The sequence below is a fragment of the Marinobacterium jannaschii DSM 6295 genome (assembly GCF_000620085.1).
GTDB lineage: Bacteria > Pseudomonadota > Gammaproteobacteria > Pseudomonadales > Balneatricaceae > Pontibacterium > Pontibacterium jannaschii.
Map to the genome: position 1 here is coordinate 1 of NZ_JHVJ01000019.1, position 25,203 is coordinate 25,203.

At 56.2% G+C, this 25,203-nt stretch carries 22 protein-coding genes; 10 read left to right on the plus strand and 12 right to left on the minus strand.

What is annotated here, in order from left to right; genetic code table 11:
- Positions 1–1,096: 1,096 nt before the first annotated feature.
- Positions 1,097–2,293 carry a methionine gamma-lyase gene (locus tag Q354_RS0111130; protein WP_027857668.1) on the minus strand — a complete coding sequence of 399 codons (1,197 nt, stop codon included), beginning with the start codon at positions 2,291–2,293 and terminating at the stop codon, positions 1,097–1,099.
- A 231-nt stretch (positions 2,294–2,524) separates the two neighbouring features.
- Between Q354_RS0111130 and Q354_RS0111135 the strand changes: the two genes are divergently transcribed.
- Complete coding sequence (locus Q354_RS0111135) at positions 2,525–3,010, plus strand: Lrp/AsnC family transcriptional regulator (protein ID WP_051560065.1); 486 nt, start codon at positions 2,525–2,527, stop codon at positions 3,008–3,010.
- A gap of 13 nt (positions 3,011–3,023) precedes the next feature.
- Here the strand turns inward: Q354_RS0111135 and Q354_RS0111140 are convergent, their stop codons facing one another.
- On the minus strand, positions 3,024–3,614 hold the full coding sequence (locus Q354_RS0111140) for a DUF6151 family protein (protein WP_027857670.1): 591 nt from the start codon (positions 3,612–3,614) through the stop codon (positions 3,024–3,026).
- Positions 3,615–3,943: 329 nt separating this feature from the next.
- On the opposite strand from Q354_RS0111140, the gene Q354_RS0111145 reads away from it, so the two are divergent.
- Entirely contained in the window at positions 3,944–5,785 is a 1,842-nt protein-coding gene (locus Q354_RS0111145) for a hypothetical protein (protein ID WP_027857671.1), read from the plus strand.
- A gap of 419 nt (positions 5,786–6,204) precedes the next feature.
- Here Q354_RS0111145 and Q354_RS25460 read toward each other — a convergent pair whose 3' ends face one another.
- The 6 genes from Q354_RS25460 to Q354_RS0111175 all read right to left on the minus strand — a co-directional run bounded on the left by Q354_RS25460 (position 6,205) and on the right by Q354_RS0111175 (position 13,846).
- Positions 6,205–6,837, minus strand: coding sequence for a DUF1294 domain-containing protein (locus Q354_RS25460; protein WP_051560066.1), 633 nt, complete (start codon positions 6,835–6,837; stop codon positions 6,205–6,207).
- A 382-nt stretch (positions 6,838–7,219) separates the two neighbouring features.
- Positions 7,220–8,332 (minus strand): hybrid-cluster NAD(P)-dependent oxidoreductase, encoded by a 1,113-nt coding sequence (locus tag Q354_RS0111155; protein WP_027857672.1) that lies wholly within the window; start codon positions 8,330–8,332, stop codon positions 7,220–7,222.
- A gap of 12 nt (positions 8,333–8,344) precedes the next feature.
- On the minus strand, positions 8,345–9,691 hold the full coding sequence (locus Q354_RS0111160) for an NAD(P)/FAD-dependent oxidoreductase (protein WP_027857673.1): 1,347 nt from the start codon (positions 9,689–9,691) through the stop codon (positions 8,345–8,347).
- Positions 9,692–9,851: 160 nt separating this feature from the next.
- Complete coding sequence (locus Q354_RS0111165; protein WP_027857674.1) at positions 9,852–11,369, minus strand: aldehyde dehydrogenase; 1,518 nt, start codon at positions 11,367–11,369, stop codon at positions 9,852–9,854.
- A gap of 3 nt (positions 11,370–11,372) precedes the next feature.
- Complete coding sequence (locus Q354_RS0111170) at positions 11,373–12,350, minus strand: dihydrodipicolinate synthase family protein (RefSeq protein ID WP_027857675.1); 978 nt, start codon at positions 12,348–12,350, stop codon at positions 11,373–11,375.
- Positions 12,351–12,871: 521 nt separating this feature from the next.
- Positions 12,872–13,846 carry a LysR family transcriptional regulator gene (locus Q354_RS0111175; RefSeq protein WP_027857676.1) on the minus strand — a complete coding sequence of 325 codons (975 nt, stop codon included), beginning with the start codon at positions 13,844–13,846 and terminating at the stop codon, positions 12,872–12,874.
- Positions 13,847–14,123: 277 nt separating this feature from the next.
- On the opposite strand from Q354_RS0111175, the gene Q354_RS0111180 reads away from it, so the two are divergent.
- From Q354_RS0111180 to Q354_RS0111210, 7 genes are all read left to right on the plus strand, one after another.
- Complete coding sequence (locus Q354_RS0111180; protein WP_027857677.1) at positions 14,124–15,335, plus strand: aromatic ring-hydroxylating oxygenase subunit alpha; 1,212 nt, start codon at positions 14,124–14,126, stop codon at positions 15,333–15,335.
- 71 nt (positions 15,336–15,406) lie between these two features.
- Entirely contained in the window at positions 15,407–16,294 is an 888-nt protein-coding gene (locus tag Q354_RS0111185) for a DMT family transporter (protein ID WP_027857678.1), read from the plus strand.
- A gap of 428 nt (positions 16,295–16,722) precedes the next feature.
- A complete protein-coding gene (proV, locus tag Q354_RS0111190; protein WP_027857679.1) occupies positions 16,723–17,904 on the plus strand; it encodes a glycine betaine/L-proline ABC transporter ATP-binding protein ProV in 1,182 nt (393 codons plus the stop codon).
- 27 nt (positions 17,905–17,931) lie between these two features.
- Positions 17,932–18,891 (plus strand): glycine betaine/L-proline ABC transporter permease ProW, encoded by a 960-nt coding sequence (gene proW / locus Q354_RS0111195; protein WP_027857680.1) that lies wholly within the window; start codon positions 17,932–17,934, stop codon positions 18,889–18,891.
- A gap of 90 nt (positions 18,892–18,981) precedes the next feature.
- Positions 18,982–20,007 carry a glycine betaine/L-proline ABC transporter substrate-binding protein ProX gene (gene proX, locus Q354_RS0111200; RefSeq protein WP_027857681.1) on the plus strand — a complete coding sequence of 342 codons (1,026 nt, stop codon included), beginning with the start codon at positions 18,982–18,984 and terminating at the stop codon, positions 20,005–20,007.
- Positions 20,008–20,275: 268 nt separating this feature from the next.
- A complete protein-coding gene (locus Q354_RS0111205) occupies positions 20,276–21,043 on the plus strand; it encodes an SDR family NAD(P)-dependent oxidoreductase (RefSeq protein ID WP_027857682.1) in 768 nt (255 codons plus the stop codon).
- A gap of 10 nt (positions 21,044–21,053) precedes the next feature.
- A complete protein-coding gene (locus Q354_RS0111210) occupies positions 21,054–21,812 on the plus strand; it encodes an SDR family NAD(P)-dependent oxidoreductase (protein WP_027857683.1) in 759 nt (252 codons plus the stop codon).
- A gap of 85 nt (positions 21,813–21,897) precedes the next feature.
- On the opposite strand, the gene Q354_RS0111215 is transcribed toward Q354_RS0111210, so the two are convergent.
- The 3 genes from Q354_RS0111215 to Q354_RS0111225 all read right to left on the minus strand — a co-directional run bounded on the left by Q354_RS0111215 (position 21,898) and on the right by Q354_RS0111225 (position 23,994).
- The gene (locus Q354_RS0111215; protein WP_027857684.1) at positions 21,898–22,842 is read right to left on the minus strand and encodes a LysR substrate-binding domain-containing protein; all 945 of its coding nucleotides are present in this window, start codon (positions 22,840–22,842) and stop codon (positions 21,898–21,900) included.
- A 127-nt stretch (positions 22,843–22,969) separates the two neighbouring features.
- Positions 22,970–23,260: a zinc-ribbon domain containing protein gene (locus Q354_RS25465; protein ID WP_211252244.1), complete on the minus strand. Its 291-nt coding sequence runs from the start codon at positions 23,258–23,260 to the stop codon at positions 22,970–22,972.
- 218 nt (positions 23,261–23,478) lie between these two features.
- Positions 23,479–23,994, minus strand: coding sequence for a paraquat-inducible protein A (locus Q354_RS0111225; RefSeq protein ID WP_084332560.1), 516 nt, complete (start codon positions 23,992–23,994; stop codon positions 23,479–23,481).
- Between the two features lie 135 nt (positions 23,995–24,129).
- Between Q354_RS0111225 and Q354_RS0111230 the strand changes: the two genes are divergently transcribed.
- Positions 24,130–24,510: a hypothetical protein gene (locus tag Q354_RS0111230; protein ID WP_027857686.1), complete on the plus strand. Its 381-nt coding sequence runs from the start codon at positions 24,130–24,132 to the stop codon at positions 24,508–24,510.
- Positions 24,511–24,576: 66 nt separating this feature from the next.
- Here the strand turns inward: Q354_RS0111230 and Q354_RS0111235 are convergent, their stop codons facing one another.
- A complete protein-coding gene (locus Q354_RS0111235) occupies positions 24,577–25,176 on the minus strand; it encodes a short chain dehydrogenase (protein ID WP_027857687.1) in 600 nt (199 codons plus the stop codon).
- Positions 25,177–25,203: the final 27 nt, after the last annotated feature.

Here is a 25,203-nt window from a genome sequence, read left to right on the forward strand (position 1 = left end):
CTAACACTTAGTTCACGACGCGAGCTTGCGCTGTTTGCAAGCACGCCTCGTGTAACGGATTGTTGGATTGGGCCGCCGTGACCAAGTAGCAGTTATTCATGTACTTAAAGGCGGTTCCACTGGAATATAATAGGTGTGCGTTGTCTCCAATCCAGTCAAATACCCAGAAAAAACAAAGCCCATATCCCGCTTGGCCTTACGGTAAACCGCAGGGCGCGTCGTTCTGAACCAGTTCATACGCGCGCCCTGCGGTTTACCGTATAGGAGAAAGGAAATCGGAGATATAGGACATTTTCTGAATCTTGCACGTTTCGGAGGCTCCTTCCCTGTTAACCCTAAAAACCACTTAACTATATGATACTTTTATATTTTTAGGGTAGGCATCATATTCAACATTTTTAATACTGCGCATGCTCATTTTGCCGTTCATGAGCAAGCCTTATAAAACTAGCTTTATCTAACCCAATCAATAACTTACCGATCAACTAACAATTTCAACCATGCAAAAACGCGCATGCACATATATTCGATATAACGCGCATACCGCGGCAACGGCAGCACCACCTCTAACCGGTTGATATATAACATTTATCTTACTTATATAGAACCATTACTTTTTGTACCTTTGCGCGCTATACCAGTTAGAACTTCTGTTATCTTCAAATACACTGTATGGGCTTACAAATTCAGATCAATTACTCAATAATTATGAATAAATCCTTATATAGACCTCAACAAAGCACACCTCAGTTTAAACAACCGTTCGATCTATAACCTGACCAAATATTTAGAGAGTGAATACCTTAGATAAAACTGAAAGCTGTTTATAGGGTTTGCTTTCCAGCGGAGCTGTTTTATTGATCGAGAGCGATAAAAGCCGGAGTTGCTCTATCAATAGGTAAGGATCTGGGGGTACAGAAAGAGCATTCGCACACGGGGCCCGTACCTACGGCTGGGGTTGCTACAGATTCCTGGATGATGGGGCTTTGAGCTGGAAGCGGACGCGACCGGAGGTCGCTGCTACGGGCGGAAGGGCCTAGCAGGCGCTCGCCTTGGAGCGCCTGTTTTATATCGAGCTGATAGGAATGGAGTCGAACTAATCAGCTTCGAGCGCTTGCTGGATATCGGCCTGGATATCGGCAATATCTTCCAGGCCGACGGAGAGGCGGATCAGGCCTTCGGAGATGCCATGCTCGGCACGCTCTTCGGGGGTGTAGGTGGAGTGAGTCATGCTGGCGGGGTGCTGGCAGAGGGTTTCGGCGTCACCGAGGCTGACGGCGCGTTTGATCATCTGCAGGCTGTCCATAAAGCGGATACCGGCATCCAGGCCCTGCTTTAGTTCGAAGGCGATCATGCCGCCGGGTTTGGCCATCTGGGTGGCGGCCAGCTGATGCTGCGGGTGGGAGTTAAGGCCCGGGTAGTAGACGGATTCGATCATCGGCTGTTGCTGCAGCCATTCGGCCAGTGTGGCGGCGCTCTGGCAGTGGCGCTCCATCCGCAGTTGCAGGGTTTTCAGGCCGCGCATAATCAGGAAGGCGGTCATCGGGGCGATGGCGGCACCGGTCATATCCTTAAGGCCGATCAGGCGGATCTGATCGATCATCTCCTGTCGGCCCACCACTGCGCCTGCCACCAGGTCACCATGGCCACCGAGGTATTTAGTGGCGGAGTGCACTACCAGATCGGCCCCCAGGGTCAGCGGCTGTTGCAGTGCCGGGGTGCAGTAGGTGTTATCGACAATCACGCTGATCTCGCGGCTATAGTCATGTACCAGGGCGCTGATGGCGGCGATATCCATCAGCCGCATGGTGGGATTCACCGGGGTTTCAAAGTAGATAGCGCGGGTATTGGGCTGCAGCACGGCCTTAATGGCATTGAGGTCAGTGCAGTCGACAAAGCTGACCTCGACACCGAAGCGACTGATGCCGTGCTGCAGGTAGGCAAAGGTGCAGCCGTAGAGGGTTTTGTCGGCGATGATATGCTCCCCCGCCGAGACCAGTGTCCAGAGGGTGGCGGTGATGGCGCCCATGCCTGAGGCGGTGGCCAGTGCAGCTTCGCCCTCTTCCAGGTCGGCCAGACGGGTTTCCAGCAACTCCTGAGTAGGGTTGGAGATACGGCTGTAGACATGGCCCGCCTCCTCACCGGCAAAGCGCGCCGCGCCCTGGGCAACGGCTTCGAATTCAAAGGTGGAGGTCATATAGACCGGCTGTACCAGTGCGCCCTGGTGGTCGCGGGCGTCATAGCCGGAGTGGATCGCGCGGGTAGCAAAAGCCTGCTTGTTGTTATTGTTCATCTTAGGTCTCGTCGTCCGGTTGATTATGCCTGTTGATGCGGAATCCCACTCGACGGCCCGGCGTGCTGGCGTTCGGCTGGCAAGCAGCAGCGGCAGCACCCGTTTCCCTTCATAGTGGAATTCCTTTATAAAAGGCTAACCCGGCTGATACGGCAGAACTGCGCTTATTCACCCCAATTGAGTCAGCCGATTAGCAGCCTTCACCAAAAATAAACATAAAAGGGAGCAGTGGTGCTAAAACACAAACCAGACCTGATCGACCGCAAGATTCTGCGCGAGATCCAGCAAGACGCGGCGATCAGTAACCTGGAGCTGGCCGATAAGGTCGGCCTGTCGCCCTCGCCCTGCTCACGGCGGGTCAAGCAGTTGGAGGACGCCGGAATCATCAAACGCCAGGTGACCCTGCTGGATCAGGAAGCACTGGGGCTGCCGCTGACAATCTATGTCCATGTCAGTATGCAGACCCAGGAGACCGCGCGGCTGGAGAACTTTGAGCTGACGCTGCAGAACTTCGAAGCAGTACAGGAATGTTCACTGATCACCGGCAGCGATGCCGATTACATCCTCAAGGTGGTGATGCCGGATATGGCCTACTACGAGCATTTCCTGCTGAAGCAGCTGAACCAGATCGAGGGGGTGGCCAGCATCCGTACCAGCTTCGCCCTGCGCCGGGTGATCTCAAGAACCACCCTGCCGCTGGGCCACCTGAACGATTAAGAAGACTTGATGATCAGTCGCCCGGGCCTGGCTTGGCGATGATCTGTGGCTCTGACACCGGTGCGCCTGTATCGCTGAAGAAAGGCGAGGGTTTGTGGCGGCCACGCAGTTTAGCCATCAGCATCTTGGGCAGATTGCGTGCCAGCATCTTCAGCGGCAGCCCCGGGTGCAGGGAATCGGATTGCGGCAGTTGCCGGGCATACTGGCCGAATACCTTAAACAACACCGGCCCCAGTGCCTGACTGCGCTGCTCGCCAGGGGTGATAAAACTGTGGATCAGGCCGATAAAGGGCACCGATGCACCCAGGGTATTGCCGATCGCTGTATTGCAACAGCCGCTGTACCAGCGGTAGATCCCCTTAGGGCCGAGGCGGATACAGCGGATCTGATCGGCTCCGGCGGTGATCTTGATCTGCGACGGTGTGATCTGAAATACCTCGGTACCGCCCCAGGGATCAAGGATCTCCCCTTCCCGCTGCAGGTGGCGGGCAAATGCCTGACAACTGCGGCAGTAACAGACTGCATGGGTGCCGCTGTCCGGAGTTATAGCCGTTGCCATGCCCTGCACTGTCCCGCAGCTGCAACTAAGCGTCAGATCTGCCATCTCAAAGCTCCCTGATTTTCCCGATGCTAAGCGCTTGTTATAGGTGGTTTGCGGCGTTGTGGCAAATATGAAGATCGTATTCCACCAAGGCCGACACCAACGGAGGTTTGTGGGTTTGTAGGAGCTCACTCCTACAAGAGCCCAATCCATATTCTGGTTTCCACACCCATGGCGATGTTGTACCGCTCACAAGATGTATTCCCATGGAGACCCTATCCGGCTCTGAAACGGAATAACATAAAATCATTGGGGATAAAGTGATCAAGTTTCTTCACAATAGGCCGAAAAGGTTAGCAATGGAGTTGCACTTATGGATGAAGGATCACGCTATGCAAATCACCTCTGCTAACTATCTGACGCTATCTCAGGGATCATCAACCACCCGCCCAGCAGAGTCCGGGACGCCTAATCAGGCTGAATCTAAAACCCCGATCAACCATAAGCTATCAGCTGACGGCAAGATGTCGTTACTTGAAGATACCCTTAAAGCAAAGGAATCAGATGCTGAAGCCAGCCGGCGGGTTGCTGAGAATTTCGACGGTAAGTTTCGCTATCGTCCTTCAGAAGATCCTGAAAGAGATGCCCGGTTAGACAGTATCCTGAATCGCCTCTCCTCTGAGGAGGAGAAGAGTGCCTTGTATGACATCTTTGTTCGCTCAAGAGAGGATTCCGAGGCAGCGTTTTTCCAGCTGACCGAGGAGCTGAGTGATGAAGAGCTTCGAGAACTCGTCTCGGTTGGCACAGCGCTCCTGACCGTGCCGTTTCACGGATTTGATGGCGAGCCTCGTGACTATCGCGGTAAAAACGAAGCAGCCAAGCTGATCAATAACCTCTCAGACATGGATAGCGATACCCGTTCCCGGGTGCTGGAAAAAGCAGCCGACTATGCCGCTAAAGTCCCTAAAACACCGGTTCACCCGTTAACCTACAGCCCTCTGGACGGGCTCGACAGGATCAACGCCAAGATAGCGGCGACCAGCGTCTTCGACCTGAATACTGCCATCAACAACAGCGATGACGTTAACGCCATGCTCGACAAGCTGGAACAGTTCGAAGAGCCTCAGCAGAAAAAGCTGCTCGGCCTGTTAAGAACGGATGTTGAGCTGGGCGACCGGATGATGGAAGTGCTTAAGGACAATAATTCAGAGGCGCACAATGCGATGCTCGATTACGTTGTTGAATTAAACAACATCCGCGGTTCAAAGGTCGATTACGATCCCCTGTACGAAACTCCTCAATCGCTCGACTTTGATAACAATGGCAAAGGGGTCTTAGCGGGGATGGTCGAGGATACGGTTTCGTTGCTTGAAGATTATAGCTTCGATGATGCCCAGCTCACACAGATGGCAGAGCAGCTGCAACAGCTGGACCGCAGCGACCAGCGCGCTTACCTGGCGATCAGTAAAACCGGTTTTGAAACCCTGCTAGGGAAGCCTGAAGGGCTGGCTGAGCCGATCGATATGAGCCAGCATGAAGAGGCGGTCGAGACAGTCGACAGCCTGCGTAATAACCTTCTGGTGCGAGAGCTGGTGTTCGAGTCGCGCATGGGCGAGGAGAGCATTGTTGAGGGCGAGCGTCGCTATGAACTGAAAAACCTTGGCGAAGCAAACCGCGATATGGAAGAGATAACCCGCTTCCTCGTCACCGATGCCTGGCTGAACAACAAGATAGAGGATAGCTCCGCCCATCAGGCGCAAACCCAGCGCCTCATCGGCAAGCTATCCGGGATGGGGGCCGAGCAACGCGATGAACTGGTGCAGGATCTTAACCGCCAGGGCCAGGAACAACATCCTATGGCCCAGCTATCCGCCCCGGCACTGCAAGAGACCTATGGCGCCTTCTTTGACCGTACCACCTCAATCGCCAATGTCGATGACCTGAACGCTCTGGCTGAGGCTGAGGAAGAAACTCCGCCGGAATTGCGCGAATCATTCTGGCAGGCGACCGAACTTTCAGGTGAGAAAGTCGATGACCTGATAGCAATACTTGATGACAACGGCCCCGCACTGCGGGAGCAGATCATAGTGACGCTGGCAGAACAGGCTTCACTGACTGAAGCCGGAGAGAAGGACCGAGATGATGTTGTCGAAGAGCTGGAGGATCTGATCAGCTACTTCAGTAAGGATCACACCGAGAAAGAGAAACAGGTTTACCTGGAACACGCTTTTTGAATCAGCCCTCCTTTCGCCCGGCCTGAAAGGCTTCACACATATCCCGGACGCGACCAGAGGTCGCTACTACCGGTAATTCAGATTTTTATAGGAGCTCGCTCCGTGAGCGATGCGCATTGCCTGAAAAGCTTCGCGCTTGGAAATCGCTCCTACACCGGATGGTAGACATGAGGTATCCGTGGGTTTTGTCGCTGTGCTCCGCTACCCATATATGGTCTCCTCCCTATTCACAATGACTTTGTGCGCGATGCCTGATTTAGGTGGCCACCATATATCCGGCCTTTGAAGTGATACTTGCTTTAGCATCTGGCCTTGATGAAGCTTCGCGCTTGGAAATCGCTTCTACAAGTGGAAACGGCACGAACGTAGTGTGGCGTAGAGCGAAGCGAAACCCACGTATATAGGCAAATACTGAAAACTTAAAGCAACGCCAGTCCCGTCTCTGTCAATCTGACCAGCAAGGCTTTAACCGGAGCGCCAGACTCGGACAGCAGCCACAGGAAAACGGTGCAGTTAAGCAGAAGGGTTAGCCAGAATACGACTTTGAACGATCGTTTACTGGATTTGTGGCGCAGTATCTGTTGCGCGAAGACCGCACCGGGCCAGCCACCGATCAGGGCCAGCAGATGCAGGGTACTTTCCGGGGTGCGCCACCGGCCTTGTCGGGCCGCCGACTTATCGCTGGCGTAGGTCAGGAATGTGATCAGGCTGGCCACGACGTAGAGGGCTGCCAGCAGCATCGGGATCTTTTGCATCCACGCAGACAGGCCAATGATACCGAGAAACACTATGGCGACCATCGGCAACGCTGATGACCTTCCGGATTTAGCTTTCATTTTACGCTCGCCGTCATAACTGACTTTCGCCGCGCAGGGCCTGCCTTGTTTGTCGGCAGCCAGGCTGTAGTTGACGAAATTGCCCACCTCAGGTCGCCGACCGCGTTGATCAAACGCTTTGATATGCAGGAAGACGTTTTTGCCGCCCAGGCAGGGTTCGATAAAACCGAAGCCCTTATCGTCGTTCCATGAGGCGACCTTACCCTTGTTGCGCATATCCTGGCTATGTCCTTGTAATTCATACGGCGAGAGGATAATGGTATCTGAAAAACCGGGTGTGGATGAAGTGGGTCCGCGGCTTTTGTAGGAGGAGTTCACTCCGTGAGCGAAGCGCTTTGTCGGACAAAGCTTCGCCGCTGGAAAGCGCTGCAACACCGGACAATAGGCATTGGCGCTTGTGATTCGTGGGTTTTGTCGCTGCGCTCCGCTACCCAGATGAAAACGTTTGCCCCTGAAAAACGCCGCCACAACAGCAGGCACTAGGGAAGTAGCGCCGCGAAACCCACGGCTGAAAACGCTTGCCCCTGAAAACCCCGCCCACTACAGCAGGCAGCAGGGAAGTAGCGTGGTGTTGAGCGCAGCGAAACCCACGGCTTATCTAGTAATCGATCTGCAGGTCGCTTTTGACGCTGGTACAGCAAGAGAGGACGTAACCTTCGGCGATCTCCTCTTCGGTGATGCCGCCGTTGTGCTCCATCTCAAAATCACCGCTGCTGACTTTTACCTTGCAGGCCCCGCAGATACCCATGCCGCAGGCCTTGGAAATCTTGACGCCGACATCCAGCGCGGCTTCGTTGAGGTTAGTGCCGGGGATGACGCTGATGCTATTGCCATTGCTGAAAGTGACCTTGACGGTATCGGCTGAATCCGCCGCTTCGGCGGCTTCCTCGGCCTGATCGGCATGGGTTTCGGCATTGCGTACATCCTTGGCCGGGGTCTCGCCGAAAGACTCTTCGTGGTAACGGCTCATATCGAAACCGAGACCTTCCAGCATCTTGCGCACGGCATCCATGTAGACTGCCGGGCCACAACAGAACACTTCACGCTGCATAAAATCGGGGGCGATCAGTTGCAGCATGGTCTCATTGAGGTAGCCGCGATAGCCGCCCCAGGCCTGACCGATCTCATTGCGCTCGCAGATCATATGCAGCTTGAAGTTGTCGATCCGTGACGACATGTATTCCAGCTCGCGGGCATAGATAATATCCCCCGGGGTACGGGCACTGTGGGCAAACACCATATCCACTTCGGAGTCGGTATCAAACCACCAGCGCGCCATCGACATCACCGGGGTAATACCGACACCGCCGGAGAGCAGCAGTACTTTGTCCGCCGGAAAATCCATGCAGTTAAACGGCCCCACCGGACCATGCACCGCAATCTGGTCACCGGACTTCAGGTTGTCATGCAGCCAGTTAGACACCACCCCGCCCTTAACCCGCTTCACCGTGATGGAGAAACTGTAGGGAATCGATGGCGAGCTGGAGATGGTGTAGGAGCGCATCACGCGCTCGCCGTCGATCTCCAGCTCCAGGGTGACAAACTGTCCGGGCTTAAAGAAGAACAACATCGGCTGACTGACACCAAAGGTGAAAGTGCAGACGTCGTGGGTCTCCTGTATCACCTTGACGCAGCGCACCAGGTGACGGCCGTTACTCCAGGTCTGGGTACGTACCGGGTTCAGAAACTCTGCGGTGTTGAATTCACTCATCACTCACTCCGATCACAGCTCTACGCCAGCCAGCCATTCCTTCCAGCGCAGGTTTATATTGGCGCCAACGGAGAGAAACGGCTCCGGGGGGAGTTGACGCGGTTTATCATAACTACGGAATTCGTCCAGCAATTGTGACGAACCCTTTACGGCCAGCTCGGCGGCCATCATGCCGGACATGGTCCCTTTCACGGTGCCGAGACCGTTCTGGCAGGCGGCAGAGTAAACCCGCTCTTCCAGTTCGCCGAACGCCGGTACCGAGTTCCAGGACAGGCACAGGCGGCCACCCCAGCGGTGTTCCATCTCAACCCCTTCCAGCATCGGGAAGCGGGCGGAGAAGGCCTTGTCGTGGGCACGGATCACGCCTGCCACTTCCCGCTCGGAGATCTCCATCGACTGGTTCAGGGTAAAGCGGTTGCGCACCGTGACACGGTCGCCCGAACCCATAAAGTCAGAGCAACGACGCACCGTGGTGCCCATCGGATCGGCCGGCAGCACGCCCCAGTCGGCCGCACCGCCGAGGCGTTGCTGCTCGTCCCGGCTCAGCTTCCGGGTCATGGAGGCGTAGGTAAAGACATGCAGCAGCTGGCGCGGGAAAAAACCAAATGACTGGATATGGCCGTTCACGGCCAGTATCACATTACGCGCCCGGATACGTCCCGCCGGCGTGGTCAGCAGGTGTTCGCTGCCCAGCTCCATTGCCGTCACCGGAGTGTTTTCGTAGATATCAACCCGCTTGCTTAGCCCCTCGGCCGCCATGCGGATAAAGGCGGCGGGCTGAATCACCACGGCACCCGGGGTAAACAGGCCTTTACTGTAGAAGTCTGTCCCGGTCCAGCGTTTCATCTCTGCCGCATCCATCAGCCGGTGAGATTCACCGAGAATCTCCAGATGCTTGATATAGCTATCGATATGCTTCTCGCCACGGGAAGATCCGGCACCGGTCACCTTGCCGCAGGGATCAAAGACCTGCTTCGGCATGCCGAATTCCTGCGCCATCTCACGGGCAAAGTCGATTGCCGTGCGATTGAGATGGATCTGCTTACGGTCTTCATCCTGCGCCCCGGCATAGGTCTCGGAATTGAGGTCGTGGGGCAGGTCGATCATAAAGCCGCTGTTGCGTCCGGCCGGACCTTCCGCCAGCCGGTTGGCATCCACCAGTACGATGCTTTCATTCTGCGTCAGCTGACTGAGGCGGCGCGCCGCAGCGATACCGGCAAAGCCGCCGCCCACGACCACCCAGTCAGCCTGGATATCGCCTTGCAGCTGGGGGTAGGCTCTGGCAGCGGTCAGAATCTGGTTCCAGCCAGCAGGTCCCGTGTCCTTCGGTGTTTTGCTGACTTTTATAGTTCTGGTCATAACTAGGCTCCTGTTGAGGAGAACGATCAGGTCAGGCGCAGATCAGGCCGGGCATGTGCAGGCCCGCTACATGCCTGTCTGGCCTGCAGTACCTGTACGGCGCGGCCCGCTGTGATAGCGCCCCGCGGCCTGACCTGATCTGTGACTGAGCCGCAAAGGGTCAGTCGACGCTGCCGTCTACCGCGTCATCACTCAGGTCTACCCAGATGGTCTTCAGCTGGGTGAACTGGTCATGGGCGTGGATAGAGTTGTCACGACCGCCGAAGCCGGACTGCTTATAGCCGCCGAACGGTGTGGTGATATCCCCTTCGCCGAAGCAGTTTACGGTCACTGTTCCGGCACGCAGGGCCTGGGCCGCGCGCAGGGACTTCTTGGCATTGGCGGTAAATACGGACGCCGCCAGGCCATACTCGGTATCGTTGGCAACCTGAATCGCTTCGTCGTAGCTGGCGACAGTGATCACCGACAGGATCGGGCCGAAGATCTCCTCCTGCGCCAGGCGATCGCTGTTGCTGACGCCATCGAAGATCGTCGGCAGCACATAGCGGTCTTCGACGGTTTCACCGCCCAGTACCAGCTGATGACCGGCTTCCTTTGCCACGTCGAGGTAGCCGGCGACCTTGCCGAAATGGCCCTGGTCGACCAGTGCGCCGAGGTGATTCTGCGGGTCCAGCGGGTCGCCGGTCTTCCAGTCACGGGCGTGGGCCTGAATCCGTTCCATCAGCTTGTCTTTGATTCCGGCCTGAACGATCAGTCGGGAACCGGCAGAGCAGTTCTCGCCCATATTCCAGAATGCGGCCGAAACCACCTGCTCGGCGACCTTATCCAGATCTTCCGCATCGTCCAGTACCACACAAGGGTTCTTGCCACCCAGCTCCAGCACCACTTCCTTCAGGTTGGAGTCGGCGGAGTAATGCAGGAAGCGACGACCGGTAACCGTGGAGCCGGTAAAGGTCACCATATCGATATCGCGGTGAGTCCCGATCGCCTCGCCCACTTCAGGGCCGGTACCGGTCACGATATTCAGCACGCCACGCGGCACACCCGCTTCCATCGCCAGCTCCGCCACACGCAGCGCGCTGAGGGAGGTCTGCTCGGCCGGCTTCACCAGCATCGAGCAACCGGCCGCCAGTGCCGGGGCGATCTTCCACGCCAGCATCAGGATCGGGAAGTTCCACGGCAGTACCGCGCCGACAACGCCGACTGGCTCGCGCACCACCATCGCCACGGCATCGTTGCCCACCGGTGCCGTCTGGTCGTAGATCTTGTCGATCAGCTCGGCATGCCAGCTCAGGGTGTGGATCACTTCCGGGATATCGATAGTTTCACAATCGCGGATCGGCTTACCGGAATCGATACTCTCCAGTACGGCCAGTTCACGGGCGTTGCGCTGGATCAGCTTGCAGAGCTTGATCAGCACCGCCTTGCGCTCCGAAGGATGCAGCTTGCTCCAGCGGCCATCTTCAAAGGCATCGCGGGCTTTCTGCGCCGCGAAGTCGACATCTTCGGCGGTACAGGCGGCGATATCGGTGATCTTTTCACCGGTCGCCGGGTTAGTGACTTCAAGCGTTGCGCCGTTGCTGGCCGGACGGAAGGCACCATCGATGAAGCTCATGGAAGCGGGATTCAGATCAGCGGCAATCGCCTGATACTCTTCACGGGTTAACAGGTCAGACATGGCTTACTCTCCCTTCTCGGTGCTGGCGACTTCAAGACCGCTAATGCTGGATTTGATGGTTTCTACAAACTGCGTGGAGCCTTCCGCCTCGATACCGGCGATGGTGGATTTCAGAACCTTCACCACCCGCTCCATGGCGCGTTTCTCATCTTTGTTGAGGCCACGCAGAGGTTTGCGCACCTCACCGGCGACCCGGCCATCCAGGGTGACACCGTACTTCACGCTCTGGATAAACTTGCCGCCCTGCTCCAGCACCCGCATCAGCGGCATCATGGCAGACATGATGCGACGGCCCTTGTTGAAGTCATTCTCAACGGCACAGGCCTGATAGAGGGCAATGTGCTCTTTCGGCAGGAAGTTGGAACCGGCGCAGACCCAGCTGCGGGCACCCCAGGCGAAGAACTCCAGCGCCTGGTCGTCCATACCGCAGGCCACCTGGATATGCGGATAGTCGCGCGCCAGCATATGCAGACGGTTGATATCGCCGGAGCTTTCCTTGATACCGCAGAAATTGGAGGAGCGGCCCACACGGTCGAGGAACTCCTCTTCCATATTGACGCCCATACGATCGGGGTAGTTATAGAGCATCACCGGCAGGTTAGCGGCACGGTCCACCGCCAGCGCATGCAGCGCCAGTTCGCGCTGGGTCGGCAGCGAGTAAGGAGGTGTGGCGACCAGGATGCAGTCAGCACCGTATTTGGCGGCATCTTCTGCCAGCTTCAGTGAGGCATCCGGATTAACCGAACCGGTGCCGAAGATGATCAGCTGGTCGCCGGTGACGATCTCTCTGGCGATCTGCAGCAGCTTAACCCGCTCTTCATGGCTTTCTACATAATACTCACCTGTAGTACCGCCGATCATCAGGCCGTGTACGCCGGAATCAATCAGGTACTGCACATGGGTCGCGTAAGCGTCATAGTCGATTGTGTAATCTTCGCCAAACGGCGTGATTACCGGTGTGTAAATCCCTTCGAAGCGCATTTAACTCACCTGCATATATTCTGTTTTTATTTTCGAAACAACATAGAACTGAGCGCAGAAGGCTCATAACTTTGCATTTCATCTGATGGCTAAAAGATTAACGAGGGGAGGCACAGGGCCACAATCAACATTTATTTCGCAATAAACATAACGCTGGGTTATGAAAAAATCAGGCGGGCACAAAAAAGCCTGCAAAAGCAGGCTAAAACAAAAGGCATTTACTAACTGGGCATATTAATTAACACCCAACCTTTTCAGGCATAGGGAAACATCTCAATTCTCGAAGCAGTCACTTAAACTGTTTCAGGTCATAACCGAGGTTAAACCAATCTGATCAAAATGTAGCCCAATGTTTTATAGGATCTATTGATGACTTTTAGTTATCAATCGCAACTTGACTACCATGCGGGAGCGCTTGCCATTCGCGAAGCTCTTGCCGATAAAAGCTTCGCTCACAGAAAAAGCCGCGCCCCTTGTAGCAGCGACCTCCGGTCGCGTCCGCTTACCTTTGCTAGGGTAAATCAAGCCACGCTGATCAGCGGGTCATCCATCATATCCAGCAGCCAGGCGCGGAAGCGGCAGAACTCTTCATTGTTCTCCTTCTCGTCGGCATAGGTGAGGTAATGCATCTTCTCCTTGAAGATGGCGTGCTCTTCCACCGGCTTGATCAGTACGCCCTGCTCCACCAGCGGAGCGACCAGGTGATGCCAGCCCAGTGAAACACCCTGATGGTTCTGCACCATCTGGATTAGCATATTGTAATCATTGGCATTCAGCATATGGTTGCCGTTCTTGGGACGGTCATCGATCTGGATATCATGCAGCGCCAGCCAGACACTCCAGTCCACATGCTCGGCGATCTGCGCCCGGCCATAGGGGCTGAGGTTCAGCAACACGGCATCACGCAACCCTTCCATCTCGCTGATTTCAGGATTTTCCTGCAGATAGTGCGGCGTACAAACCGGATAAATGAGGTCATAGAAGAGAGGCAGCGAGCTGTAGCCCTCGCGCGGATCGGTCACCTTATTAATGAAGACATCCGGATAGATGCCCGGCTCCATCTGCAAAAAGTTATTGGTGGTGACGACATTGATATCGATATCCGGGTTATCGGCGAAGAAATCCGGTAAGCGTCGCGACAGCCACAGGGCCGAGAATGCCGGTGAGCAGCAGATAGTGAGTACGCGCTTATTGCTGTCGGTGCTCTGAATGCGCTGTGCCGCCTGGGCGATATTAACAAAAGACAGGTAGGCCGCGTCATAGAAGATGGTACCGGCTTCGGTCAGCTCTACGGCGCGCCCGGCACGCTTAAACAGTTCTACACCCAGGTGCGCTTCCAGCTCGCGAATCTGCCGGCTGATCGCCGCCTGAGTCACGCACAGCGCCTCCGCCGCACGGGTGAAGTTCTGATACTTGGCCGCAGCAACAAAGGACTTTACCGCCCGCAGCGAGGGCATTTTCACCAGAATCTTGTCCGGCTCGACGTGTTTAACCATAACGTTATGTATTCAATTTCCCAGATAAAAAGTCGTTTTACCCAAACATAGCCGATAAATAGACTGAGTACAGATCGTCGCAGAAGGGATCACCCTACTTAGACTGCCATAAGCGCCCGACGAGGGACAGGCTTCTTCGCGACACGGATAACAACAATAAGGCTACCCGGTAGACCCAACGAAAAAGCCTGTGGCATAAAGCACTTAGCGACAGGTCAGTAGGTTTCCAAGAATAAAAAATGTTGCAGCCACGGCTGCTGTCATCGGAGTTTCAGTAATGACAAGCAAATCCAAGACGCTCGACCTGATCAATCAGCGTAAACCACGCCACGCCCTGACACGCGAGATCTACCGCGACCCAGACGTCTACCAGCAGGATCTTGAGCAGATCTGGCATAAAGAGTGGATCTTTGCCGGGCATACGTTCGAGATTGAGAAACAGGGCGAATACCTGACGATACAGGTGGGCGACTATCCGGTGGTGATTGTGCGTGATGCCGAAGGTAACGTACGGGCATTCCATAATGCCTGCCGCCACCGCGGCTCACGGATCTGTTCCGAGTCCAAAGGCAAGGTAGCCAAGCTGGTCTGTCCGTACCACAGCTGGACCTTCGATCTGGATGGCAAGCTGCTGTTTGCCGCCAATATGGGCGACAGGTTCAATAACGATGACCACGGCCTGATGCCGGTGCATTGCGAGATCGTGAACAGCTACATCTATATCTGCGTGGCAGAAGATGCTCCGGATTTCGCGGCCTTCCGTCAGGATCTGGCACCCTTTATCACGCCGCACAACCTCGACAACTGCAAGGTCGCCTTCGAATCCAATCTGGTCGAGAAAGGCAACTGGAAGCTGGTATTCGAGAACAACCGTGAATGCTATCACTGCGACAGCAACCACCCGGAATTGCTGAACTCCTTCGTTGAAAACCTGGCCGTCGCCGGTGTCGGCGGTGATGACGATCCGGAACTGGTCGCCCACTGGGACAAGTGTGAGGCAGCGGGCCTGCCAAGCCGTCTGGTGATGGACCCGAACGGCCAGTACCGCATGACCCGTATCCCGTTGTTCCGTGATTCGGTCAGCTACACCATGGATGGCAAGCCGGCGATAAATGGCCGCCTGGATGATACCGACGTCGAGGATATCGGTGCCCTGCTCTACTTCAACTACCCTTCCACCTGGAACCACTTCCTCGGCGATCACGCCCTGAGTTTCCGTGTGCTGCCACTGGGGCCGGGCGAAACCCTGGTCACCACTAAGTGGATCGTACCGAAGGATGCGGAGGAAGGGGTCGACTATGACCTGGATAACCTGACCAAGGTCTGGCTGGCCACTAACGATCAGGATCGCCAGCTGGTTGAGGAAACCTTCCGTGGCGTCAGCTCGCCGTCCTACATTCCGGGCCCGTTCTCGGATATCGCTGAAAACGGTGTCTGCCAGTTTGTGGACTGGTACTGCGATACCATGAAGGCCAAGCTGACGGACTAATCCCACTCCCCCCCGAAAAAGCCCCGTTTCGCAGCAAACGGGGCTTTTTCCGCTGCGTATGAGAATTTGAGATGGAGTCATTCGCTCAGCCACTGCGGCCGGAATACCGCAAAGGCTTTTTGCTCGTGCTGGTGTCTGCATTCTGTTACGGCCTGCAGCCGTTCTTTGCCTGGTTTGCCTATCAGGCCGGGGCCGATCCGATCGGATTGCTGCTGGCCCGCTTTTCACTGGCCTCTCTGATTATGCTGCTATGGCTGAAAAAGCGCCGTACACCGCTGCCCGGCCGCAGTCAGCTGGGATCGACCATACTGATCGGCTTTGGCTATGCCGCGGCGGCGCTGGGCTACTACAGTGCCAGCTACAGCGCCTCCGCCAGTCTGGCGGTGATACTGATGTTCTCCTTCCCCGCGTTTGTCACCCTGTTTTCGATCCTGTTTCTGAAGGAGAGCGCCAGTTTTATCAAGCTGCTGAGCCTGTTGCTGGCCAGTGGCGGCGTATTGCTGGCGACCGGGATGGACTTTCACGGTGACCTCAGCGGTATTCTATGGGCACTGTTTGCGGCCTTCAGTTACGGTTCCGCCATTCTCTATGGCAGCCACAGGGTCTCACCACAAAACCCCATGACCTCGGCGGGTGTCATCCTCGTCGGGGGTGCCATCACCTTTGCCATCGCCGCGCTGGTGCAGGGGGCCAGCTGGCCCGCCACTCTGGAAGGCTGGATTGCCATACTGGGGCTGGCCCTGTTCGCCACTATTGTGCCCATCGCCACCTTTATCAGTGGCTCGCCCCGCATCGGCGCATCGGATGCCTCGACCCTGTCGCTGCTGGAGCCGGTGGTTGCGGTGGTAATTGCGGTGATGCTGATCGGGGAAAACCTCAGCCCACCGATGCTATGGGGAGGCTCCATGGTGATTGTCGCCGCTGTTTTACTCTCGAACAGCGCCAGAAAATCCGCCTGAGCAGCCCTGCATTGAATTTCCGGCCACTGTTTTGTGTCCGAAACATAGTGTAAAGCGATCCCGTATCACGCCGTGGTACGGGATTTTTTATGCCTGCTTCCGACTAATTAAGTCGCTTTCAGACCGCACTTAAGCGGCCTGCGTAAGGAACAGGCCCGGCACCCCGAAAATAATAACCTTTGGTTATGGTTAGCACCCACCAAATATAGTTGGACGCTTTGGGCCCGAATCAATAATTTATTAACAAAGCGCAGGCGACAACAGCGACACTGACACCGACATCTGCGCAAGTAACTGAAGTATTTCGATCGCCTATGTGTCATAAAAAGATTCGGAATGCATGAGATTACCAATCAGGCATTTGGCCTTTACCGATTTAAACCGGTAAACAAATCCTGAATAAAATAATGATAATAAACGAGGGTAACATGACAGACTCGAACGAAATCCTCTCAATCAAAAACATCTATAAAGTATTCGGAGAAGATCCGGATACTGCGATGGAGATGTTGAATAACGGCGCTGAAAAAGATGAGGTTTTCGATAAAACCGGTCAGACCGTGGGAGTTTTCGATGCCAGCTTTTCAGTTCAGAAGGGTGAAATCTTCGTCATCATGGGATTATCCGGTTCCGGTAAATCCACCATGGTGCGTCTGCTCAACCGGCTGATCGAACCCACTTCCGGCAGCATCAAACTCAACGGTCTGGAGCTGACCGGCCTGTCCGACGCCGAACTGCTGGATGTGCGTCGCCAGGAGATGAGCATGGTTTTCCAGTCATTCGCGCTGATGCCGCATATGACCGTACTGGAAAACGCCGCCTTCGGCCTTGAGATTTCCGGCGTCGCCGAGCAGGAGCGCCACTCCCGTGCCGCCGAGGCACTGAGCCAGGTTGGCCTGGGCGAGCACGGCTCCAGCTACCCGCACCAGCTTTCCGGCGGTATGCAGCAGCGAGTCGGCCTGGCCCGCGCGCTGGCAAACGATCCGACCATCCTGCTGATGGATGAGGCCTTCTCGGCCCTGGACCCGCTGATCCGCTACGAGATGCAGGGTGAGCTTATCCGCCTGCAGCAGGAGCAGGAACGCACCATTATCTTTATCTCCCACGACCTGGATGAGGCGATCCGTATCGGCGACCGTATCGCCATTATGGAAGGCGGCCGCGTGGTACAGATCGGTACCCCGGAAGAGATCCTGCGCAATCCGGCCGACGACTATGTCGAAACCTTCTTCAAGGGCGTGGATGTCTCCAAGATTCTTAAAGCCGGTGATATCGCCGAGCATAACCCGGCCAGCCTGATCAAGGTCAACGGCAGCGTACACCCGTTTGAAGCGTCTGAGATCTGCCCTTACGGCTACCTGGTGAATGAACAGAACCAGCTGCAGGGCATCGTGCCAACCGGTGATATCGCCGGTCAGTCTCCGGATCTCAGCACCCTGCAGGGCCTGCAGATCGACCGGCACGAGAGCATCTACAGCGATACGCCACTGCATGAAGTGCTGCGCAAGGTGGCCGAGGTGCCGTACCCGATTCCGGTGGTTGACCGATGCGGCGCGTTCCGCGGCACCATCTCAAAGAATCTGTTGCTGGAAACACTGAGCCACGGCTGAGAACAATAAGAAGATAAGGGTAAGATCATGTCAGAATTTAGCTTGCTGGACCCGTTCCAGTTCCTCAACGTCCCGCTGGGTGAGTGGGTCGAAGCCATCCTTAACTACCTGGTACAGAACTTCCGCGGTTTCTTCCGCGCTATCCGCTGGCCGATAGATCAGGTACTGGACGGTATTGAATACGTACTGCAATCAATACCGCCACTGATCGGCATCATCCTCTCGTCGCTGCTTGGCTGGCAGCTGGCCGGTAAGAAAATGGGGATCTTCTGTGCCATCACCCTGTTCAGCCTGGGCCTGATCGGGGTCTGGTCCGAGTCGATGACTACCCTGTCTCTGGTACTGACTTCACTGTTCTTCTGCACCCTGTTCGGTATTCCGATGGGCATCATCTGCGCCCGCAGCGACCGGGTCGAGCGTGTTATCCGCCCGATTCTTGATGCGATGCAGACACTGCCTGCCTTCGTATACCTGGTGCCGGTGGTGATGCTGTTCGGTATCGGTAACGTACCGGGCGTACTGGTAACGATTATCTTTGCCCTGCCACCGCTGGTGCGCCTGACCAACCTGGGTATCCGCCAGGTACCTGCTGACAAGGTGGAAGCCGGTCGCGCCTTCGGCTGCACCCCGCGTCAGATGCTGTTCAAGGTACAGCTGCCGCTGGCAACCCCGACCATTATGGCGGGCGTCAACCAAACACTGATGCTGTCGCTGTCGATGGTAGTGATCGCTTCCATGATCTCTGTCGGCGGCCTCGGTCAGATGGTATTGCGCGGCATCGGCCGTCTCGATATGGGTCTGGCGACCGTGGGCGGTGCCGGTCTGGTATTGCTGGCTATCTTCCTCGACCGCCTGACTCAGGCGATGGGTGAGCGTTCCAATGCCGATAACACCCTGCACTGGTATGAAACCGGCCCGGTTGGCTTCTTTGTCCGCCTTTCGCGCAGCGCCAAAGGCCAGCAGCCAGTCGCCAAGACTGACCCTTAATTAACCCTTGCCTGCCCGGCTCAGCGAGGCCTGGCAGGCACTTTAAACGACACGCTGAATAACAATAAACACAATCAGGAGTCCGCATCCATGCACTCTCGTATTAAGCAACTGTCCAAATCGATCATGAAACTGACTGCAGCCGCCTCACTGTCTGCAGTCGCACTGACCAGCGGTGCCTACGCGGCTTCCGCACCGGGCAATGGTGAATCTATTACGCCGATCTTCCCGACCATCGCCGAAGAGCGTTTCCGTGGTGAAATCGCCATCGCCGGCCTGGAAGAACTGGGTTATGACGTAGAAGAGCCGAAGGAAACCGAATACGCCACTATGATGCTGGCCCTGGCCTATGGCGATGCCGACTTCAGTGTTCACCTGTGGGATATCCTGCACGATACCTTCTATCAGAAGGCCGGTGCTGACACTAACCTGGTTAAAGCCGGTACAACGATTCCGGGCGTACTGCAGGGTTACCTGATCGATAAGAAAACAGCTGACCAGTACAACATCCGCTCGATGGATGACCTGAAAAAGCCAGAGATCGCTAAACTGTTCGACGCCGATGGCGATAACAAAGCAGACCTGACCGGTTGTAACCCGGGCTGGGGTTGCGAGCTGGTGATCGATCACCATATCGCGGCCTACGGACTCAACAAAACCGTCACCCATAACCGCGGTTCCTACTTCGCGCTGATGGCTGACACCATCACCCGTTACAAGGAAGGCAAGCCGATCCTGTACTACACCTGGGCTCCGCAGTGGATCTCCGGCGTACTGGTTCCGGGTAAAGACGTTGAGTGGCTGGAAGTATCCGAGACCAACCTGCCAGACGGCAACAACGACGTGAACACCACCTTCAATGGCAAAAACCTCGGCTTCGCAGTCGATAAGGTAATGGCTGTTATGGGACGTGAATTCGCCGAGGAAAACCCGGCCGCGAAAGCATTCCTGTCTAAAGTGCAGATCACCGCAGACGACGAAAGTGCCCAGAACCTGAAAATGCAGAACGGCGAGAAGTCTGTCAAAGACATCAAGCGCCACGCCCAGGAGTGGATCGCCGCTAACCGTGCGACCTACAACAGCTGGCTGGACGCTGCCCGCGCCGCTGCGAAGTAAGTTGTTGCACATGTTCGACCGGAGGGGCTGAAGCTCCCTCCCTTGCTTCTCATCCGACATTTTGGGGTGCCTTATGGCACCCTTTTTTGTTTCTCCCCTGCCCGCTTTTGCAGGCGTTCACTCCGTGAGTGACGCCCCGCCCTAAACCAGATTCGATTAACTATTTGTTAATCGAACGCTCACAAAAACTCGTTTGTCGCCGCTGTCATGATTAACGAATATGGAGTCCACAGATTCCAACCCGCTGATGACAGAGGATATAACAATAATGAGATTCGAAAATCAGGTTGTAGTGGTAACCGGCGGAGCCGGCGGTGTCGGCCAGACACTGGTGCGCCTGTTCGCCCGTGAAGGCGCCCGTATCATGATCTCCGATATCAATGAAGAAGGCTGCCGCCTGATGGCAGAAGAAGCCCGCGCCCTGGGCGCTGAGGCCGACTATCTGGCCGGAAACCTGCGCCAGAAAGAGTATTGCGAGGCAGTCATCTCACAAGCCGCAGAACGCTTCGGCGGGATCGATATCCTGCTGAACAATGCCGGTATCATCCCCCGCGGCACCATCGAGGAGACCAGCGATGAGATGTGGTTTACCGCGATGGACGTTAACCTGAATGCGGTCTTTTTCCTTTCCCGTGCGGCAATCCCCCATATGAAAAAACGTGGCGGCGGTGCCATCGTGAATACCTCTTCAGTCTGGGGTACCCATCCCGGCCCGGCCCATGTCGCTTACTGCACCAGCAAGGGCGCTGTCGCGGCACTGACTAAAAACCTCGGCCGAGACTGCGCGCCACTGGGTATCCGGGTGAATGCCGTCTGCCCCCATGAGATCAATACACCGATGATCCGCAGCGGCTTCGAACGACGCGGCCTCGATCCGGACAAGGCGGTCGAAGAGTTGAACAAGACGGTGCCGCTGGGCCGTATCGCCGAGCCCGAGGATATCGCCGATGTAATCGCTTTCCTCGCCTCGGACCAGTCGCGCTACATCGCGGGTGAAACCATCGAAGTCACCGGTGCCAAGCCGGTCTCAGGTTAAGGGGATAGCAATGAATCTGACAAACAAGGTCGCCGTTGTCACCGGCGGCGGTCGCGGTATCGGCCGCGGCATCACGGAAAAGCTGCTGGCAGCCGGTGCCCGGGTCCTGATCGCCCAGCGCCAGCCACTGGACAATGACCTGAGCCGCAACGAAAGCATCAGCTATATCCAGGCCGACCTGACCCAGCGGGAAGCTCCCTACGCCATCGCCCACGCCGCTGAAAGCCAGTTTGGCGGCACCGATATTCTGGTGAACAATGCCGGCTTTATGTTTGAGCAGCATATCGAGGATATGAGCGAAGATGACTGGGACCGCATGATGATCGTAAATATGCGTGCGCCGGTTTTCCTCGCCAGAGCGCTGTTGCCACAGATGCGCCAGCGAGGCGGCGGCAGCATTATCAATATCGGCTCTATCGAGGGGATTGGTGCCAATCCCTACCATGCGGCCTATTGCGGCTCCAAAGCCGGGGTGCATGGTTTTACCCGCGCACTGGCGGTAGACCTGGGCACGGATGGGGTTCGCTGCAATGCCATCGCGCCGGGCTGGATCAACTCCGACCTGAGTAACGATTACATCAATGCCCAGCAGGACCCACAGCAGGCACGACAGGATCTCCATGCGATGCACCCGATCGGCCGCACCGGCGAGCCAGCCGATATCGGTGGTGCCGTGGTGTTCCTGGCATCGGATGAGTCGGCGTTTCTTACCGGTCAGGTGATGGTGATTGATGGCGGCCGCACCGCCAAACTGCCGCTGCCGTTCTGATCAGGAGATCTCCCCGGCCGGTCGCTCCGGCATAAGCTGAGCGCTGACAGCGGGCAACAGTAGCACAGTGTCTTGCGACCCGGTTTTAGTCCGCCAGATCCCGCTCTCTCAGAGGGCGGGTCTGCTCAAGAAACCACTCCCGCAGCGTGGCAATCTCCGGACTCCCCGCCCGTTCGCGACGACAGACAAAGTAGTGGCAGCGATCATCCGCCCGCCAGCGCTGCTGCAGCGGCCGGATCAACGCCCCGCTTTCGAGTTTATTCTGCACCAGATGGTGCCAGGCCAGGCCGACGCCCATCTCCTCCATCACCGCATCCACCAGCAGCGGAAAGTGACTGAAGCTCATGACCGGCTGGCACTGGTCCAGGGAATAGCCAAAATGCTCCAGCCAGCGGTTCCAGTCCATTGCGGGCCAGAGCCGGGCCTTCCAGTGATCGGCACTCAGGTTAAGCAACGGCACCTGCAACAGGCCATCGAGGTCGTCGATCGCGGGGTGTTTAGCCAGGAATCCGGGGGTACAGACCGGAAAGATATCTTCGGAAAACAGGAATTCGGCAACGAAGTCCGGGTGCTCTTCATACCCCAGGGTGACCGCCGCGTCGAAGCTTTCATGCGATTCGGGGCTGCCTTCACTGCTGACAAGGTGCAACTGCAGTTCCGGATGCAGCTTGTGGAACAGTTTCAGCCGCGGCAGCAACCAGAGGCGGGAAAAAGAGGTGGTGGTGGCCAGGGTCAGATGCTCTTTACCCTTCCGTCGTTTCAGCTCGACTGAACTGGCCGCGATCTGACGCAATGCGCTGTTGGCGGCCAGATAGAGAAAGCGGCCCTCAACGGTCAGATCCACCTTGCGGTTACCACGCAGAAACAGCGCCTGACCGTAATAGTCTTCCAGCACCTGAATCTGGCGGCTGACGGCCGCCTGGGTTACGCACAGTTCATCTGCGGCGGCCTTGAAGCTGCCAAGGCGACCAGCCGCTTCAAAGGTGCGCAATGCATTTAGGGGGGGTAACGCCCTGCTGAGGTTTTCCATCGCTGATAACCGACTCTGAAAGTATCTTTTGAGTTAACCAAAAGTTAATTATAGATACCAGCGAAAGAGGCAGGGCGATCAGTGTTTCAGAAGGGTAAAAAAGTGGCAGCTGTCAGCCGGCGCTTTATCAGATCTGATGCCCGGCCATGCGACGGGCATTTTCCCGCCGCTCCCGCTCTTTGGCCCGGCAGGAACGACAACGGATCGCGGTTGCGAAGAAGTAGCCACCGACATCTTCATACCACCACTTCTGCTGGGCTGCAGTCCAGAGTTCTGCCTTACCGCACCCTTTACAGGTAAAGGTCTGGTCGTAGTAGTACTCGGGACCGGGATCGTAGCTATTACCGAGATTGAGTTTGGAACGGTCTACAGGCAGGCGGGTTTCTTTTCTGTTTTGCAGGCTATGAGCGATATCCATAAATTCACCCTATCGAAAAATCCGTTTAACACCGAAAGTGTCCGCTACAGAGATGACACTGCCATTAATACTAAAGGAGCATAGATCAATAATGAAGCTACAAATTGATATAGACCGGGAGCGCAGTGCAGACTGCGTCAGAACAGGCAAAGGGACTAATCCCAAATCCCCATCGCCTGATACCTGATACCTGATACCTGATACCTGAGATCAGAGCCTCAAGGCTTTTTGCCTGCCACCAACGCGGTAATACGCTGGGTAATCAGCATCATCAGCAACACCGACGCACCAAAAAGGTAGAGGCCGTAGTGCACTTCCACGCTGGCGATAGCGCCAAGCTTAACAGTGACAGTCAGTACCGCCACGACCATCACATCCAGCATCGACCAGCGCCCGTACTCGTGCATCAGGTGCAGGTAGCGCTTAAGTTTTCCGGCGGGCGTTGTCGCCGACAGCAGTCGATAGAGAACGGCCAGTTTCAGCACCGGCAGTACCACACTGAAGCTGCCAATCAGGATAAACAGCACTAGCTGCCCTTCCAGCAGCAGCTCGAGGATACCCGACAGCACCGAGAACGAGTTTTCCACGATATAGAACTTGCTGATAGTGATCATCGGCAAGCTGATCCCCGCGATAAATAGCAGAAAAGCCGCCACCAGCACTCCTTTCAGTCGCCTCGCCTGCCCTGCGGGTATGCCGCGCCCGGCAGTGGACGCGGAACTTTCTTCAGCCATAATAAGTCCGGGTTGGTCAAACAGGGGCGCTACTGTCCCATAACAACCCGTTAAAAACCATCACACCGATAGGTGCGGACTATCCGGGCGGCTCTGAAATGTCCGGGCCACACGGGTTATTTTCAGGGAGAAGGGATGAGAAAATCACTGATCGCGGCGTTACTGGTATCAGTATCCGCAACCGCCTATGCAGGCAATGAAGAGGTACAGGACGGTCAGCTCAGGGGCAACCTGCCGGACAGCCTACAGGCCTGGGACGCGGAGCAGGAAATGTGGCTGTCACCACAGCAGTTCTGGCGTAACTATGCCGACCGCAAAGGCGGCCTGACCTGGGGCGAACGCAATGACTATCCGCCTTACGCTCAGGTACAGGAGTTCGATACCCTGCTGATAAAACTGGAGAGCGGCAGCTGCCTGATGGAGTTTTTTCACAGCCGCTGGCGGCGGGCCAATGATGTGCGGCGCTGGGATGACCGCTTCAACCGCTACAGTGGCTGCGCACGCGTTTTCGACTAAGGCTATGCAGCCGTTTCCCGCAGTGCCGGGGCACTGCGGGAAACGGCACCAGAATAACGGAATGACCTACGCGACCGCCTGCACATCAAAGGTCTGGCCGTTCAGACCCGATTCCAGCGCCCGGCGGTAATGGCTAGCAGTTTCGACCGCGCTGACACCCTGGCTGCTGTCCATGCCCATCATCTCCATGGTCTCTTTAACAAAGGCCGGCGCCACTACATTGACACGGATGCGCTGCTCTTCAAGGGCGACCGCCCGGGCAAAGCTTTCCAGGGCGCCGTTAACCATACTGATACTGCTGCTACCCGGTAACGGCTGTCGAGACAGAATACCGGAGGTCAGGATTACACTGCCGTTATCCGCCAGAAACTCGCGGCCGATACGCACCAGATTTACCTGTCCCATCAGCTTGTTATCCAGTGCCAGCTGGAAGTCCTCATCTTTCAGCGCAGCGAAAGGCCCGAAGTTAGCCAGACCGGCGGTAGAGATAATCGCATCCAGCGGTGCCAGCTGCTGCAATGCGGCGCGGATAGACTCGGCGCTGCCCAGATCGATCTTCACATCTCCGTCGCTGTAGCCTGCGCTGATCACCTGATGGTCTGCGGACAGGTTTTCCACTACTGCTTTTCCGATCGTGCCGGTTGCGCCAATCACCAGAATTTTCATCGCTGTTACCTCAAGCTGTTCGTTTAA